13 protein-coding genes and 2 pseudogenes are annotated in these 15,626 nt (G+C 62.0%); 11 read left to right on the forward strand and 4 right to left on the reverse strand.

The annotated features are described in order from the left end of the window. Window positions 1–510, reverse strand: a complete 510-nt coding sequence (locus BSG08_RS18025; protein WP_425439310.1) for a L,D-transpeptidase family protein — start codon at window positions 508–510, stop codon at window positions 1–3. Between the two features lie 66 nt (window positions 511–576). Next, the gene (locus tag BSG08_RS18030; RefSeq protein WP_483880128.1) at window positions 577–2,940 is read right to left on the reverse strand and encodes a heavy metal translocating P-type ATPase; all 2,364 of its coding nucleotides are present in this window, start codon (window positions 2,938–2,940) and stop codon (window positions 577–579) included. Between the two features lie 190 nt (window positions 2,941–3,130). Here BSG08_RS18030 and BSG08_RS18035 point away from each other — a divergent pair, with 190 nt between their 5' ends. Beyond that, window positions 3,131–3,403, forward strand: coding sequence for a hypothetical protein (locus tag BSG08_RS18035; protein ID WP_093039235.1), 273 nt, complete (start codon window positions 3,131–3,133; stop codon window positions 3,401–3,403). Between the two features lie 34 nt (window positions 3,404–3,437). On the opposite strand, the gene BSG08_RS18040 is transcribed toward BSG08_RS18035, so the two are convergent. Both BSG08_RS18040 and BSG08_RS18045 read right to left on the reverse strand, forming a co-directional pair. Further along, window positions 3,438–4,103, reverse strand: a complete 666-nt coding sequence (locus BSG08_RS18040; protein WP_093039245.1) for a L,D-transpeptidase — start codon at window positions 4,101–4,103, stop codon at window positions 3,438–3,440. A gap of 684 nt (window positions 4,104–4,787) precedes the next feature. Further along, window positions 4,788–5,198, reverse strand: a complete 411-nt coding sequence (locus BSG08_RS18045; RefSeq protein ID WP_093039236.1) for a heavy metal-responsive transcriptional regulator — start codon at window positions 5,196–5,198, stop codon at window positions 4,788–4,790. A 210-nt stretch (window positions 5,199–5,408) separates the two neighbouring features. Here BSG08_RS18045 and BSG08_RS19340 point away from each other — a divergent pair, with 210 nt between their 5' ends. The 10 genes and pseudogenes from BSG08_RS19340 to tnpB all read left to right on the forward strand — a co-directional run. Next, window positions 5,409–5,852 (forward strand): DUF7482 domain-containing protein, encoded by a 444-nt coding sequence (locus BSG08_RS19340; protein WP_425439311.1) that lies wholly within the window; start codon window positions 5,409–5,411, stop codon window positions 5,850–5,852. A 60-nt stretch (window positions 5,853–5,912) separates the two neighbouring features. Continuing rightward, window positions 5,913–6,941: a lysylphosphatidylglycerol synthase transmembrane domain-containing protein gene (locus tag BSG08_RS18055; RefSeq protein ID WP_093039238.1), complete on the forward strand. Its 1,029-nt coding sequence runs from the start codon at window positions 5,913–5,915 to the stop codon at window positions 6,939–6,941. Then, on the forward strand, window positions 6,928–8,214 hold the full coding sequence (locus BSG08_RS18060; protein ID WP_093039239.1) for an MFS transporter: 1,287 nt from the start codon (window positions 6,928–6,930) through the stop codon (window positions 8,212–8,214). Before BSG08_RS18055 ends, BSG08_RS18060 begins: the two co-directional genes overlap by 14 nt. Before the next feature lie 50 nt (window positions 8,215–8,264). Beyond that, window positions 8,265–8,579: pseudogene (locus BSG08_RS18065) on the forward strand (HAD family hydrolase); the annotation flags it as partial. A 533-nt stretch (window positions 8,580–9,112) separates the two neighbouring features. Continuing rightward, window positions 9,113–9,511 carry a FixH family protein gene (locus BSG08_RS18070; protein ID WP_093039246.1) on the forward strand — a complete coding sequence of 133 codons (399 nt, stop codon included), beginning with the start codon at window positions 9,113–9,115 and terminating at the stop codon, window positions 9,509–9,511. Then, window positions 9,508–10,944, forward strand: coding sequence for an efflux RND transporter periplasmic adaptor subunit (locus BSG08_RS18075; protein WP_093039240.1), 1,437 nt, complete (start codon window positions 9,508–9,510; stop codon window positions 10,942–10,944). Before BSG08_RS18070 ends, BSG08_RS18075 begins: the two co-directional genes overlap by 4 nt. Continuing rightward, window positions 10,941–14,072: an efflux RND transporter permease subunit gene (locus tag BSG08_RS18080; protein ID WP_093039241.1), complete on the forward strand. Its 3,132-nt coding sequence runs from the start codon at window positions 10,941–10,943 to the stop codon at window positions 14,070–14,072. Before BSG08_RS18075 ends, BSG08_RS18080 begins: the two co-directional genes overlap by 4 nt. Window positions 14,073–14,132: 60 nt before the next feature. Beyond that, a pseudogene (locus BSG08_RS18085) lies at window positions 14,133–14,970 on the forward strand (IS3 family transposase); the annotation flags it as partial. A 61-nt stretch (window positions 14,971–15,031) separates the two neighbouring features. Further along, window positions 15,032–15,442: an IS66-like element accessory protein TnpA gene (gene tnpA, locus BSG08_RS18090; RefSeq protein ID WP_093039247.1), complete on the forward strand. Its 411-nt coding sequence runs from the start codon at window positions 15,032–15,034 to the stop codon at window positions 15,440–15,442. Then, the coding region (tnpB, locus tag BSG08_RS18095; RefSeq protein WP_139274597.1) for an IS66 family insertion sequence element accessory protein TnpB at window positions 15,439–15,626 on the forward strand (188 nt) is incomplete at its 3' end. The genes tnpA and tnpB, both read left to right, overlap by 4 nt.

Here is a 15,626-nt window from a genome sequence, read left to right on the forward strand (position 1 = left end):
TCAGGCATAGATGTCGATCGGTGTCCCGTCCCTGACCATGGCGTAGATATCCTCGATTTGCCGGTCCGTGACGGAGATGCAGCCTGCGGTCCAGTCGCGTTTGTTCATCGGGTCGATCCCCTTGCGCGGTCCGCCGTGGATGAAGATGTCGCCACCCGGCGATTTTCCTTGCTCCTCCGCAAACGCGATGTCGGCCTCGTTCGGGTATGAAATGCCGATGGAGAGGTGGAAGAGACTGTCCGGGTTGCGCCGGTCAATCAGGTAAGAGCCTTCCGGCGTGCGGCCGTCCCCCTCGAACTGCTTGTGGCCTTCGGGCGCGAAGCCCAATCCGATGGGATAGGTCCGCAAGACGTCATCCGTTCCGTCCAGGACCAGCAGTCGCTGGGTCTTGTACAGGCGCAGCCGGGTCACTTCGGGTCCGTTATACGACCGGAACTTGCTGGCACAGCCTGACAGGAGGGCGGCCAATCCGCCCAACAGCAAGACCCGCCGTGGAATTCTGGTATTCATCACTGCTCGACGCCCCTTTTGCGAGGTCTGGTTGATGTCAGACGTTACTCTACCGAAACCGCCGGATCAATGACCGTGCGCCAGTGCTCCCTTCGTCATCTGCTCGCCCACCGGTTCTCCGCCTGAAGGCCCGGCCTCAACCTGATGGCCGTTCAGGAGCCGAAGTGCGTTGGCGACCACCAGCAGAGACACGCCTACATCCGCAGCAATGGCGCCCCACATTGAGGCCATGCCGAACGCGGTCAGCCCGACGAACAGCGCCTTGGTCGCCAGCGATATGCCGATATTCTGGTGAATGATCGTCATGGCACCGCGCGAATGGCCGATAAGCCAGGGTACCTTGCCGATGTCGTCGGTCATCAGCGCGATGTCGGCCGTCTCGATCGCGGCATCCGATCCGACAGCGCCCATGGCGATGGCATAATGCGCCCGCGCCATGGCCGGTGCGTCATTCACACCGTCGCCGATCATCGCCACCATGTCGTGGCTTTCGACGAGTTCCTCAATGGCCGTCACCTTGTCTTCTGGCAAAAGTTCGGCGCGCACCTCGTCGATGCCGACTTCGGCTGCCACCGCGCGCGCGGTGCGTTCGTTGTCGCCCGTCAACATCACGATGGTCTTCACACCCTGCGCATGCAGGCGCGCAACGATCCCCTTCGCATCTGGGCGGATGCGGTCGCGCAGCTCTAGAACGCCGGTCACGCCGGTCTCGTCACCCATGGCAACAAGGGTGCTGCCTGCCCCTTCGATCCGATCCCGCAGATCCGCCGGAATGGCATTGCCGAACCCCTTCTCCTCGGCGAACCGATCCGAGCCGAGCCAGATAGCGTGCCCATCGGCGCGTCCTTCCAGACCGCGCCCGGGCACGGTGCGGGTGTCCTCTGCGGCAGACACGGAAACACCATCGGTTTCGGCACGCGCGAGGATGGCGCGTGCTAGCGGGTGCGAGGACCGCGCCTCCAGACTTGCCGCCAGCGTCATGAGATCGCGTGCGGAAACGCCGCCCAGCGGATGAACCGCCGCCACCTCGGGCTCGCCCATGGTGATCGTCCCGGTCTTGTCCATCGCCAGTGCCGTGGTCCGCCCCGGCGCCTCGACATAGGCGCCGCCTTTGATGAGCACCCCCGCCCGTGCCGAAGCGGTCAGCGCCGCCACGATGGAAACCGGCGTAGAAATGACCAGCGCGCAAGGACATGCGATGACCAGAAGGACAAGAGCATTGTAGAACCAGTAGTCCCAGGCGCCGCCGAGCAGGAGTGGCGGCACCAGCGCGATGGCGATCGCCAGAGCCATCACGATGGGTGTGTAGATGCGCGCGAACTTGGCCACCCACTGTTCGACCGGCGCGCGGCGGGCATGGGCATCGCCCACCATGCAAATGATTTTCGCAAGCACCGTGTCCGACGCGGGTTTGGTCGCCCGCACCGTCAGCGTGCCCTCGCCGTTGATCGTGCCGGCATAGACCTCGTCGCCGGGTTCCTTGGGCACTAGCGCGCTTTCCCCAGTTATCGGGGCCTGATCGACGGCCCCTGCCCCGTCCACGACCTCACCGTCGAGGGGGATCCGGTCGCCGCCGCGCACGATAAACCTTGCATTGACTGCCACGGCCGCGGCCGGAACGTCGGATTCAGAGCCGTCGTCGTAAAGAACCCGCGCCGTTGGCGGCGCCAGATCGAGGAGCGCGGAAACCGCATTACGCGCCCGCCCCACGCTCCAGCTCTCCAGATAAAGCGAAAGCGAGAAGAAGAAGGCGACCGTCGCGGCCTCAAAAAACTCGCCGAGACCGATGGCGCCCGCGACGGCCACCACCATCAAGAGATTCATGTCGGGGCTAAGCCTCCGCGCCGAGAACCAGGCCTTGGGCGCAACAAGCCAGACGCCAAAAAGAACCGCGACGGCGAAGAGCCCCGCTTCCGCCATTGGTATCGGCGCCTCGCCATGCCCCGCAAAAAGTCCGAGCGCGCCACCCATGCCAGTCTCGACGATGTGGAAAAGGAAACCCGCCGCCCAGAAGCCACCGCTCAAGAAGGTGAAGCGCTTCTGACGCGCCAGATGCGCCGCCTGGTCCTCTGCTGCGTTGTCGGCATCCCATGGCTTCGCGCTCATGCCGGTCGTTGCGACCACCTGTGTGACTTCGTTGTCCGAGATCCTCTCGGCGCTGTCGAGGATGGTCATTCGCCCATTGATCACGTCGAATGCCAGGTGTTCGGTTCCGCCCACTTTCGGACCGACAACCCGGTTCAGGATCGCCACCTCTTCGGCGCAATCCAGACCGGAGACTTGGAAGTGTCGTCCGCCAGATGGCGCGGAGGCCTGCGTAGCTTTATTTCCACATGTTTCTCCACCCGTGCAACAAGAAGCCGCTTGGACGGGATTATGCTCCGCTGAATTGTAGTATTCCTGGTCGGAATGGGGGCTATCGGACGGCATGATTGACCTCGGGATTCGATAAGATGACTTCGACATAGCAGCTACAGCCACTAGAGGTTCAATAGGGAATCTGCGTTTTCCTGTTTGTATTGGGGCGGGGGTTGTACGGACAGTTCCGAATGCGGCTTGTGACCAATCATTGGGCATGCAAAATTGATCTAGACTGAAAAAGGGAGCGTCAGAGGTTCGAATGCAGGCACCAAAAATCACCATTGGCGCAGCCTTGCTGTTCGCTGCCGGGTGCACCGCCCCGATCATGGAAACCCGCGGCCCCGTGAACGAGACCGGAAACCTTCCAGAGGCGGTTCTCAACCTTGCCGCACCCGGACAAGACCTTTCCTCGGCCCGGCTTCGCCCCGAGGACGGATGTTACTGGTACGAGCACAGCGGGCCGGTGGAAACCACTCTCGTGCCGCTCCGTTCGGCGGGCGGCAACCCGATCTGCACCGCCCGCTCGGCCTGATTTATCGACCGGCGCTGAGCCGGTCACGCACGGGTCAACTTCGCGGGGTTACGCTGTCCTCTGCCGAATACAGGAACGCCGTCGAACCGGTGGCAACGTTCGGATACAGATGGTTGATATGCGCCATGACCATCCGGACACAGCCCGAACTCGCGCGCCCGCCGATGCTTCGTGGTTCGGGCGTACCATGAATGCGCAGATAGGTGTCGCGGGCGCCGACAAAGAGATAGAGCGCCCGCGAACCGAGAGGATTTTCTGGGCCGGGGTCAACACCGTCGGCAACGTTGGCATAAAGTTCCGGGTCACGCGCGATCATGTTCTGGGTCGGCGTCCAGTGCGGCCATTCGACCTTGCGCCGGATCGTGTAGGTGCCGGGCTCGTACAGGTTGCCACGGGCGATGGCCACGCCATAGCGCATCGCCGTTCCGCCCTCTTCGATGTGGTAGATGTAACGTGCCACGGCATCGACGTGGATGTCTCCCGGAACCAGCCTGCCCTTCGCGACGACCCGCTGGGGCAGGAAGCGCGGGTGCAGCCCCCACGGGTTGGACGTGGCTGGATCAAAGCCGGGGGGCGTGACCTGCGCATCCCAGGCAGCCTTTTGCGCCTCGGTGGGCCGGGTGGCGGCCAGCAGCGGGCTGGCGATCGGCGTTGAAAACAGCGCGGCGCTGGTCTGGATGAAATGTCGTCTTGTCAGCATCTGCTTGATCCCTTCAGGCATTGGGCGGCGGGCCGATCCATATCCGAAATGTAGTTTTGTTCGCCTGGAGTCAGGCATTTATTCGCTACTTACCTCTGGTGCCGCTCTTTGTCGGTGGCTTAACTCCTAAAGCCCCTAGAGGTTCAAGGAAAGTTTTGGTTAGTGCAGGCTTCTTCTTGTGCCGTCGAACCGCTAAGCGGTTGAGAGTTGCAATTGCGGAAAAGAAGATTGGAGCGTTGATTTGATTGCTGCGATCTATGGCGTCATCGCAACTTCGATTCGGCATCGAAGGAGGCGATGGTGATCCGGAGAAACGTATAGTTGACTTCGACGGGTTGAAGCGGATTCGGCGCCGCGACAGCGAGTCGGATCAGGCATGGCATTGTCCAAGCCTTGTGTGGGTGTCCGCGTGAGAACCGTTGCTGGGGGCGATGCGGGCCTTGAGAGCATCAGCCGCGAAGGACCCAGTGCGTCAGTGGCCGCAGTTACCGCGGACGGCCAAGAAGCGCCTAGAACCGACGTTGCCAATGACAGGCGCGGCCCAATCCGGTCACTCGCACGGGCCGCGGAAGCCGAATTGCGGTTTTCTGATTTCGACCGTTTGCACTGCCAAGGCATCGCGGCATTTCAGAAAAATGCGCCCTACAAAGAGAATGCAAGCCATGGGACGCCGCCCGAACCGCGTCATCCTCGGTCGGACTCCATCGCCTCCAGAATCGTGCATTCAGACAGGTGCCCTTCTCCGGGGCACGCGGCGATGAGATCATCTAGCAAGTCACGCATGCCCTTTAGCTTTTCCAGCTTGTCCTTGATATCCCGCCGTTTCGAGATGGCTTGCGCGCGCACGGTGGCGCAGCCCGCGCTTCTGTCGTCGCGCAGCGCAAGGAGCTCGGCAACTTCAGCAAGGGAGAAACCGATATCCTTGGCGTGGCGAATGAATCGCAATCGCGCGACCGTTTCGACATCGTAGTCGCGGGCACTGCCGTCTTTCGGGCGGTTCGGCTGGGCAATCAGACCACGGCGTTCGTAGAAGCGGATGGTTTCGACGCTGACGCCCGTCGCTCTCGCCACCTTGCCAATCGTAAAGGCATTCATCCCGCTGTCCTCCGAATTCTAGGGTTGACACCGTACCATACTACGGGCGGTAGAGTTTCATGCAAATGAATCCAAACGAGGGAGGAGACCATGGTCACGCTTCACCATTTTCTTCGCGGTGCCGTCATTTTGCTCAGCCTCCTTGCAGCCTTCGCAACAACGGCTGCCGCGCGATCCATGTCGATGGGATCAGACGATTCGGGCATGTCCATGATAGCCGGAGTTGACACAGCGGATGTGCCGCGCGTCCCCCCGGTGGCCGGTTTCACAGAAGGAGAGCCAATATTCTTTATCCACACCGAAGTATCCGATCCGGAGACCGGGCGGGTCATGATCGACATGATGGGCTCGCCGGTTCCGGTCGTGCCGTCGCTGGCCGCCAATGGCAAGGACATGCTGGCAACGGTCCGGGCCTTCACCAACGGCGTGCAACCGGAAGGTCCGCGCGGCCCGCTCGATTTCCAGCCGGATGTTTTCGATTATCCTGTCGGCTCGGACGGATACCGACCGCTGCGGATGCTCTATCCCGTCACCTGGTCCGACAGCGCCATGCCGCGCCATTTGACATCGGCTGCCGAAGTCGAGTCGGCTATCGCCACCGGAGAACTGGCAGCGGAACAAACCGGTATCGTCGTCAATGCCCCGTTTTTTTGACTTGTCCGGACAGACAGAGGTGAGCGCCGGCGGAGCGCACAAAACCAGCGGAATTGCTGCATGAGGCGGCTGCTTGCGCGTTGGGGCCTGCCAGTTGCCGGGAGCGCGGTCGCCCTCGCCATCATCTTTTGGTTGTACCGTGATCTTGATTTTGGTCGATTTCTCGCCGGGCTCATGGCCGCGAAACCTGGCTGGATTGCGCTGCTCGCAGCGACGATCCTTCTCGAACAACTGGTGAACGGCTGGAAGTGGCGGCAGATCCTTCATGACGTGAAACCGGTGCGAACGCTGCGGCTGACCGGCGCGCTGCTCGCAGGCTATGGAGCCAATGTTCTGGTGCCACTGGGGATCAGCCCGCTGGTCCGGTCCTGGCTGATCGCCCGGATCGAGGGGCTGAAGATGGGCACCGTGCTGACGACGACCATCATCGCACGCTTCATCGACGGCGTGGTTTTTGCGCTCTTCGCCGGGGTCGTGGCGATGGCAGGCAAGGTGCCGCAGATCGCGGGGAACCTGGAACTGGGTCTCGCGGTCGCCGGGGTGCTGAATTTCGCCCTGTTCGGTGCGCTCCTCTGGGCGATGTATCGGTTTCGGGCATTGTTCGCGCGTGAGGGCCCGTTAATTTCCCGGCTCTTCGACTGGGTTGCCAGGTGGTTTCGAGCCAACGGTGCGGCTCTGCGTGGGTCGCTTTGTGACGGCGTCGTCTGGCCGCAAAGCCGACAGCACAGGATGAACGTGATGTTCGGCGCCGTTGCCGCCAAGCTTGTCTCGGCCACGCATTTTCTTTGGGCGGGACTGGCTATCGGAGTGGTTCTGGCGCCCTTCGACTATCTCTTCCTGATGGTCTTCGCCGGATTTTCGCTGGTCCTGTCGCGTTTCGTCCGGGTTCCGGGAGGATTCGTCATCGGCTCGGCGCTGGCCTTCCAGCTTCTTGGCGTCCCCGCGGAGCAGGCACTGTCGATGATCCTGTTCAATTGGATGATGTCGATCATTCTGGTCGTCGGCATCGGGCTCGTGGTGCTCTGGCAGTCGGGCATCGACATCCGCCGCGCGCGGATCGAAGCGGAGCAGGCCGATGTCCGGTCCTGAGGTCACAATTCTGCCGGACGAAAGTCGCCGCTTCTGGCGCATTGCCGGCGCTGGCGCGGCATTTCAGGGCGGTGCAGCGGCGGTCGACTCCGCGACCGTTGTGGCCAGCCTGGTGTTTCACCTGACCGGCAGCGCCTTTGCGGTGGGCTTTGCCAGCGCGGTCCTTCGGCTCGGCTGGCTGTTGCCGCAGCTGATCGTCGGGTATCTCGCCGAACGGGCCGAGCGCCGCATGCCCTTCTACGTCTTCGGCGCCTACGGGCGCGCTGCCTGCCTCGTCCTGATTGCGGTGCTGCTCTGGTGGGGTTCCGACTGGCCGCAATTCGACTGGCCGCCGGTGCCGCTGGCCGTCGGGTTTTTGGCCCTCTGGACGCTCTACGCCTTTGTCAGCGGCGTGGTTGCGGTGCCCTACAACGACATCGTCGGCCGCTCGATTCCGTCAGAGACGCGTAGCCGGATGCTGGCCTGGCGATTTTTCGGCGGCGGGTTGATCGCGTTGGGTGTGGCGGGATTCGTGGGGTTGGTGATCGACGCGATGCCGCTGCTGTTGGCACATGCGGCGATCTTTGTCCTGGCGGCGGTGCTGATGGTCCTATCCTCGACCTTGTTCGTGGCGGCGGGCGAACCACCGATGCCGAAACGTCGGGCAGACCGGGCCGCAAGGCAAGGCATCGGCGCCTTTCTGACCGGCGGTCGGCGTGTGCTGAGCGGTGACGCGCGCTTTCGTCTCTTCCTCTATGCGCAATGGCTTGGCGGCGCGACGCTGATGGCACTGCCCTTCTATGTCGTCGCCGCCGCGGGCAACGGGGTCGGCGCGGCGGAAGTCGGCATCCTCTTAGGAGCCCAGACCGCCGGTGCGCTCGCGTCCAATCCGCTCTGGGGCTGGCTCGGCGACGGCGCCGGAAAGCTGACGATGCTGCGCGCGGTCGCAGTTTTCCGCATGGTTCCGCCGCTTGTTGCGTTGTGGCTGATCTGGATGGGGGCCGGGCTCATCGGTTTTGTCCTGCTCTTCTTGCTGATCGGCGCCATGATGAACGGGGTGACAATCGGCTATCTCGGATACTTGATGGAGATATCGCCCGATGACCGCCGGCCAGCCTATTCCGCCTATTTCAACGCGCTCGCCTCGCCCGCCGCCCTCCTGCCGCTCCTCGGCGCCGGGTTCGTATCGCTGATCTCGATCCATGCCGTGTTCGTGGCGGCCATCCTTGCGGCGCTGTGGCAGATTTATCTGCTGGCCCGGATCGCGCGCCTGCCTGCCGCCGTTGCCCCGTAATCCGTCTGCGCCGGATCCCGAAGCGCCTCTGGCCGCCGATTGTCCTGTGGGCCGGCGTTCTGGCTGAAGACAAGAAGGCGCTGGTAGACGAGTTGCACCCCGAAGGAAAACAGGTGGCGATGGCGGGTGACGGCGTCAACGACGCACCGGCGCTCGCCGCCGCGGATGTCGGCCTCGCCATGGGTACGGGTGCGGACGTGGCGGTGGAAAGCGCGGGCATCACACTGTTGCGCGGCGATCTGAACGGGATCTTCTACCCCGTATTCGGCCTGCTTCTGTCCCCGATGATCGCTGCCGCTGCCATGAGCCTTCCGTCGGTGTCTGTCATCGCCAATGCGCTCAGACTAAGGCGGTTGAAACTTTAGGCGATCTGCTCTTGAAGCGTGGAGACGAGCGATACTTCTGCCTCAGCAAAACGTGTATTGCTGATCCGTGAAAATTCCGAGATAGCATGTCTTATGGTACTAAGATCGCGCCTTTTTCTGGTTGTTCTGTTGGTTGGCGCTGTTCTTGCGCAAATCAGTCTTGCGTCCATTTCAAGCGTGGATTCAGCGCTCGCAATGACAATGCAGAGCGATTGCTGCCCAGACAACTGTCCGGAAATGCCGGAGTGTGATGCCGCCTGCGTTTCCACGATGCAATGTCGTGTGGCCCCGATTGTGCCGGGGCTGGAGCGAGGGACCCTGGCGTGCCTTGCGAACTCCGGACCTGCTGCGTTCTTTCAGGCTGAGGCGACAGCAAACCGACAACACGCGGACGGTGCGCTTCAAAGACCGCCCAAGGCTTGACGGATCAGGTGCCTACCGCACCAAAAAGCCGCGCGCCGATGTAACGTTTAGACCAGTTCAAGGTCGATATGATTGCCGGCGTTCCCGTTGCCCGTCAAAACAGGCGTATCATGCCCCCTTATATCCCCAGCGTCGTTGCTGCCCTCGTGGTCGCGACCCAGCTTTCCGTGCCGATGGCACAGGCGGCTGCATCTGATTACAACCTCGTTCTCGTCGAAACGACTTATCCCTTCGGAGACGGCGCGGTTCTAGAACTTCGTCTGATTGATACCCGCACCAATGCGCCCGTCGAAGGCGCCGTCATCTTTGCCACAAGGCTGGATATGGAGCCGGACGGCATGGAGACGATGACTTCGACGGTCTTGGCGTTGCCCGGCGACGAGCCGGGTCTCTATCGCTTTTCCGCCGATCTGACGATGGACGGAAACTGGCGCTTTTCAGTCGCGGCTAAGGTGCAGGGCGAGGTGGAAACCGTGCAGGCACAGATCGTGATCGAGGTACAGCCATGAGCGTCTTTGGCAAACTGGTGCTGATCGGCGTGGTTGGCGGCGCGGCTGGATGGGCGGGCCTCGCGGCAGGCGGCAAGGGCTGGACGCCTGCTATGCTGACAGATGTGGCGCAGGCGCAATTCACCGCGCTGATGGGACGGCAAGCTGAAGCAATGCCAGCCGCAACCCGAACGCCGACAGGCCCGGTCATCTACTACCGACACCCTGACGGTCTCGCCGAATGGTCCGCTACGCCGATCGAGACCGCCGATGGCAATGCTTTTGTTCCGGTTCTGGCGAGCGAAGACGTATCGTTTGATCCGGAGGCGGTCACCCCCCTAGAACCAGAGAGTGGCGAACGAACCCTTCTCTACTACCGGCACCCGATGGGCCTGCCTGATACGTCGCCGGTGCCAAAGCTGGATTCCATGGGAATGGACTACCTGCCCGTCTATGCCGACGAGGCAAGCGATGCCGGATCAGTGACCGTATCGCCCGGCAAGCTGCAACGCACCGGCGTGCGTACGTCAATTGCCGTGTTCGAACCCATGGCAACGGCGGTGCGTGCGCCTGGGATCGTCGCGCTGGACGACCGTCGGGTCAGCGTCATTTCGCTGCGTGCGGATGCGTTCATCGAAGAAGTCGAGGATGTAACGACCGGATCAATCGTTGAAGCGGGCGAACCGCTGGCGATGCTCTATTCTCCGGATATCGTCTCGGCGGCCGCGCAGTATGTCTCGGACCTGCGAAGTGGTGAAGGGCGCGTCGAAGGCAGCCGCCAAAGGCTGGCAAACCTGGGTGTTCCGGTGTCCGTGATCGACAAGATCGCGGCGGACAGGCGTACACCGGTGCAAATCACCCTGATGGCACCGCGGTCGGGCGTGGTTCTGGAACGGATGGCCGTCGAAGGCATGATGTCCGAGGCCGGAGAAACGCTGTTTCGTATTGCTGATACTTCGGTTGTCTGGGTCATGGCGGACGTACCAGAATCCGCTTTGACGGGCCTTGCGGGCGGAAATGCTGCCACGATCACCTTTCCCGGCCTGCCAGGCGAAACCTTCAGCGGTATGATCGACAAAATCTACCCTGAGGTCGATATGCAGACCCGGACGGCGCGCGTCCGCATCGATCTGCCCAACCCTGAGGGACGGTTGTTGGTGAACATGTTTGCCGATGTGGCGCTGGCGGGTGGCGACGGAGCCCCGGTGGTGCAAGTGCCGGAAACGGCGGTGATCGACACCGGCGATCGCCAGGTGGTGATCCGGGATATGGGAGAGGGAAAATTCGCGCCCCAGGACGTGGTCCTGGGGCGGCAGGCAGCCGGGATGGTGGAGATCCTTGAAGGCATTGCCGAGGGCGACCGCATTGTCACCACCTCGACCTTTCTCATCGATGCGGAGAGCAACCTGAACGCAGCCCTCGCGGCGTTGACTGCCCCGGAGGCAGGCGAATGATCGCGGGTATCATCGCGTGGTCTGCGCGCAATTTAGTTCTGGTGTTCTTTGCCACGGCGCTGATCGTTGCAGCCGGGACCTGGTCGCTGCGCACGTTACCCATCGACGCCATTCCCGATCTGTCGGACGTTCAGGTTATCGTGCTGACCGATTATCCGGGCCAAGCCCCGCAAGTCGTCGAAGATCAGGTCACCTATCCGCTGACTTCGGCGATGCTGACAGTGCCGCGCTCCCGCGTCGTGCGCGGGTTTTCGTTTTTTGGCATTTCCTTTGTCTACATTATCTTCGAGGAGGGTGTGGACCCCTATTGGGCACGGTCCCGCGTTCTGGAATACCTCAACGCCGCCGCCGCTCGGCTGCCCGACGGCGTGACGCCCACGCTTGGGCCTGATGCGACCGGGGTTGGCTGGGTTTACCAATACGCGATCACCGGGGAAAATCTGTCGCTGGCTGAATTGCGGTCATTACAGGATTGGGTTGTCCGGTTCGGTGCGAGCCGCGCCGAGGGCGTATCCGAAGTAGCCAGTGTCGGCGGTTTCGTGAAGCAGTATTCGGTCACGGTGGATCCGGTGCGGATGCGAGCCCAGGGGATCACTCTGTCCGATATTGGCAAGGCGATCTCCGAAAGCAACATGGACACCGGCGGGCGCACGGTCGAACTGTCCGAGTTCGAATTCATGGTGCGTGGGCGGGGCTATCTGTCGGGAACCGAAGATATCGGCAACATCACCCTGCGCAGTATCGGTGGCGTCCCGATCAGCCTGCGCGACGTGGCGCGGGTCGAAGTCGTCCCCAATGAACGCCGCGGCATCGCCGAGTTGAACGGTGAGGGCGAGGTGGCCAGCGGCATCGTGCTGCAACGGGTGGGCGCCAATGCGCTGGATGTGATCGAAAACGCCAAATCAGAACTGGGCGTGGTGGCTCAAAGCCTGCCTGACGGGGTCGACATCGTACCGGTCTATGACAGGTCCAACCTGATCCTGTCGGCGATCAAGACGCTGAAAACCACGCTTCTCGAAGAAAGTCTCGTCGTGGCCGGAGTCACGATCATTTTTCTGCTGCACGTCCGCTCTGCCCTTGTGGCTATCATCATGCTGCCGGTGGGTCTGCTGATGGCGTTCACCGCAATGAAATTTCTCGGGATCGGTGCGAACATCATGAGCCTTGGCGGCATTGCGATTGCCATCGGCGCGATGATCGACGCAGCCATCGTGATGATCGAGAACGCGCACAAGCATCTGGAACGGGCACCCCCCGACAAGCCCCGCCTCGAGGTGCTGATCGAAGCGGCCAGCGAGGTCGGTCCGGCGCTGTTCTTCAGCCTGCTGATCATTACCGTGTCGTTCTTGCCGATCTTTACACTGGAAGGACAGGAGGGGCGCATGTTCAGCCCGCTGGCCTATACCAAGACATTTTCGATGGCGGCGGCTGCTTTCCTGTCGGTGACGCTGGTGCCTGCGCTGATGGTGGTGTTCGTGCGCGGCCGGATCATCCCTGAACACAGGAATCCGGTGAATCGCGCGCTGATCGCCGTCTACCGCCCGATCATCCGCGCGGTGCTGAAGGCCAAAAGCCTCACCATCATCGTGGCGCTGTTCGCCTTGATCGTTACGATCTGGCCCGCGCGGCAGCTGGGGTCGGAGTTCATGCCTGTCCTGAACGAGGGCACCTTGATGTATATGCCGACGACTTTGCCCGGCTTGTCTGTGACGAAGGCGGCAGAGTTGATGCAAACACAGGACCGCATCATCAAGACCTTCCCCGAGGTGCTGTCGGTGTTCGGCAAGGCGGGACGTGCATTGACTGCCACAGACCCCGCGCCAACTGAAATGTTCGAAACCATCATCCAGCTACGACCCGAGGCAGAGTGGCGCCCCGGTGTCACCACCGAAAGCCTGCGGCAGGAAATGGACGCCGCGCTGCAATTTCCCGGCGTATCGAACGCCTGGACCATGCCGATCCGCGCCCGGATCGACATGCTATCCACCGGTATCCGCACTCCGGTGGGCATCAAGGTTTATGGCACGAGTCTGACCGAGATGGAAAAGGTCGCCCGCGAGGTCGAAGCCGTGGTACGCACGGTGCCCGGAACGACCAGCGCCTATGCCGAACGGGTGATCGGCGGCTATTACCTCGACATCACCCCGGACCGTACTGCGCTTGGCCGCTACGGCCTGTCGGTGCAGGATGTGCAAGAGGTGATCGGCATGGCCCTGGGAGCCAAGGCGATCACGCAGACCGTCGAGGGCCGCGAGCGCTACGACGTCGCTGTGCGTTATCCGGCGACCCTGAGGTCAGATCCGGAGGCCATCGGGCGTGAGGTTCAGGTTGCACTGCCGGACGGAGGCACCATTCCGCTGGGAGATGTGGCCACCATCGAACGCACCCGTGGCGCCACTTCGATCCGGACCGAAAACGGACAGCTTGCCGTCTATATCTTCGTCGATATCATCGGACGCGATCTAGGCGGCTACGTGGCGGAAGCTCAAGCGGCAGTCGCGGCCTCCGTCACCCTGCCACCCGGCTATTCCCTGGGCTGGAGCGGCCAGTTCGAATATCTTGAACGTGCGAAACAGCGGCTGGCCACCGTTGTGCCGCTGACACTGGCGCTGATCTTCCTGCTGCTTTACCTAAACTTCCGCCGCCTGACGGAAACCTTGATCGTGATGCTGTCGCTGCCCTTCGCTTTGGTAGGTGGCATCTGGCTCATGTGGTTCATGGGCTTCAATATGTCAGTTGCGGTGGCCGTCGGGTTTATCGCGCTGGCCGGGGTGGCGGCTGAAACCGGGGTGATCATGTTGATCTATCTCGATCAGGCGTTGAATGAAGCGCGTGACCGCGCGGACGGTCGGGACCTGACCCGCGACGAACTTTACGCCGCGATCATGGTGGGTGCAGTAGATCGAGTGCGCCCCAAGATGATGACGGTTGTAGCGATCATGGCGGGCCTGATGCCGATCCTTTGGGCGCACGGCACAGGCTCTGAAATCATGCAGCGCATCGCCGTCCCGATGATCGGCGGGATGGTGTCGTCCACCTTACTGACCTTGATCGTGATTCCGGCGGTCTACGGTATCATCAAGGGCTGGAGCCTGAAGAAAACTGTCGCCGCGGATCATTGGCCTTGACCTGCCACGGGATTTTTCCTCCATTTGGAATTAGAGTCCGACCCAACGAAGGGACGGACAATGAAGCGAACGAGATACAGCGAAGAACAGATCATCGGCATTTTGACCGAGCATGAGGCCGGCGTGAAGTGCGCTGACCTGTGCCGCAAGCACGGGATGTCGGAAGGCACCTTTTATGCGTGGAAGGCGAAGTTTGGCGGGATGACGGTTTCCGATGCCAAAAGGCTCAAGGCGCTCGAAGACGAGAACGCAAAGCTGAAGAAGCTTCTAGCCGAGCAGATGCTGGATGCTGCGGCGATGAAGGAACTGCTCTCAAAAAAATGGTAGGGCCCGCCGTGAAGCGCGAAGCCGTTGCGCATCTGCAGGCCAGGTTGGGCCTGTCGGAGCGGCGGGCCTGTAAGATTGTCGACGCGGATCGCAAGATGATCCGTTACCGTTCCTGTCGTCCCGCGGACACTGAGTTGCGGGGCAAGCTGCGCGATCTGGCGAACGAGCGGCGCCGGTTCGGATACCGGCGCCTGTTCGTGCTGCTGCGCCGCGATGGCGAGCCGTCAGGGATCAACCGGATTTATCGTCTCTACCGCGAAGAAGGGCTGGCGGTGCGCAAACGGCGCGCCCGGCGCAAGGCGGTGGGAACTCGTGCCCGATCCTGGTCGAGGCGCGGCCAAACGCCCGGTGGTCGTTGGATTTCGTCCATGACCAGCTCGCTTGTGGCCGACGGTTCCGCATTCTGAATGTGGTTGATGATGTCACGCGGGAATGCATCGCAGCCATCCCGGATACATCGATCTCCGGGCGGCGTGTTGCGCGGGAATTGGCGACGCTGATCGAACGGCGCGGAACGCCCGGCATGATCGTCAGCGATAACGGCACCGAACTGACCAGTAACGCGATCTTAACGTAACGCTCTGGCGGGGGCCGTCTGACTTCGGCTACGATCCGACGTTATGTCCGACGTTATGTCCGACTTTATCAACCGCCCTCAAATCGAAGTTTTGTCTGCCGCCGATGGCGTTCGCCGTCGGCATTGGCCGGTTGAGGACAAGCTGCGCATTGTCGAGGAGAGTTTTGTCGGCCACGGGCAAGTGACGGCGACGGCGCGGCGGCATGGAGTTTGTCGGTCGCTGCTGACGGTCTGGCGCCGGCAGTATCGGAACGGTGAGTTGGGTGGTCCTCGCCCGGTCTCCTTTGCCCCGGTGGCCGTGATGCAGGATATCCCGACCACTCGGCCCGGTCCGATTGATGCTCCTGATCTCTCTCGGGGTTCTCAGGTGGAGATTGTCTTGGCCAATGGCCGTCGGCTTATCGTGCCCGTCGGGGTCCAACCCGAAGCGCTTGCGCGGATTCTATCAGTGGTGGACGGGCAATGATCGCGTTTCCAGCGGGCGTGAAGGTCTGGATCGCGGGTGGCGTCACCGACATGCGTCGCGGCATGAACACACTGTCGCTGCAGGTCCAAGAGGGGCTTGGACGCGATCCGCATGCGGGCGAGATATTCTGCTTCCGTGGCCGTCGCGGCGATCTGGTCAAGATTTTATGGCACGATGGGGTGGG

Origin of the sequence: Roseovarius azorensis, from assembly GCF_900109455.1 — a bacterium.
Lineage (GTDB): Bacteria > Pseudomonadota > Alphaproteobacteria > Rhodobacterales > Rhodobacteraceae > Roseovarius > Roseovarius azorensis.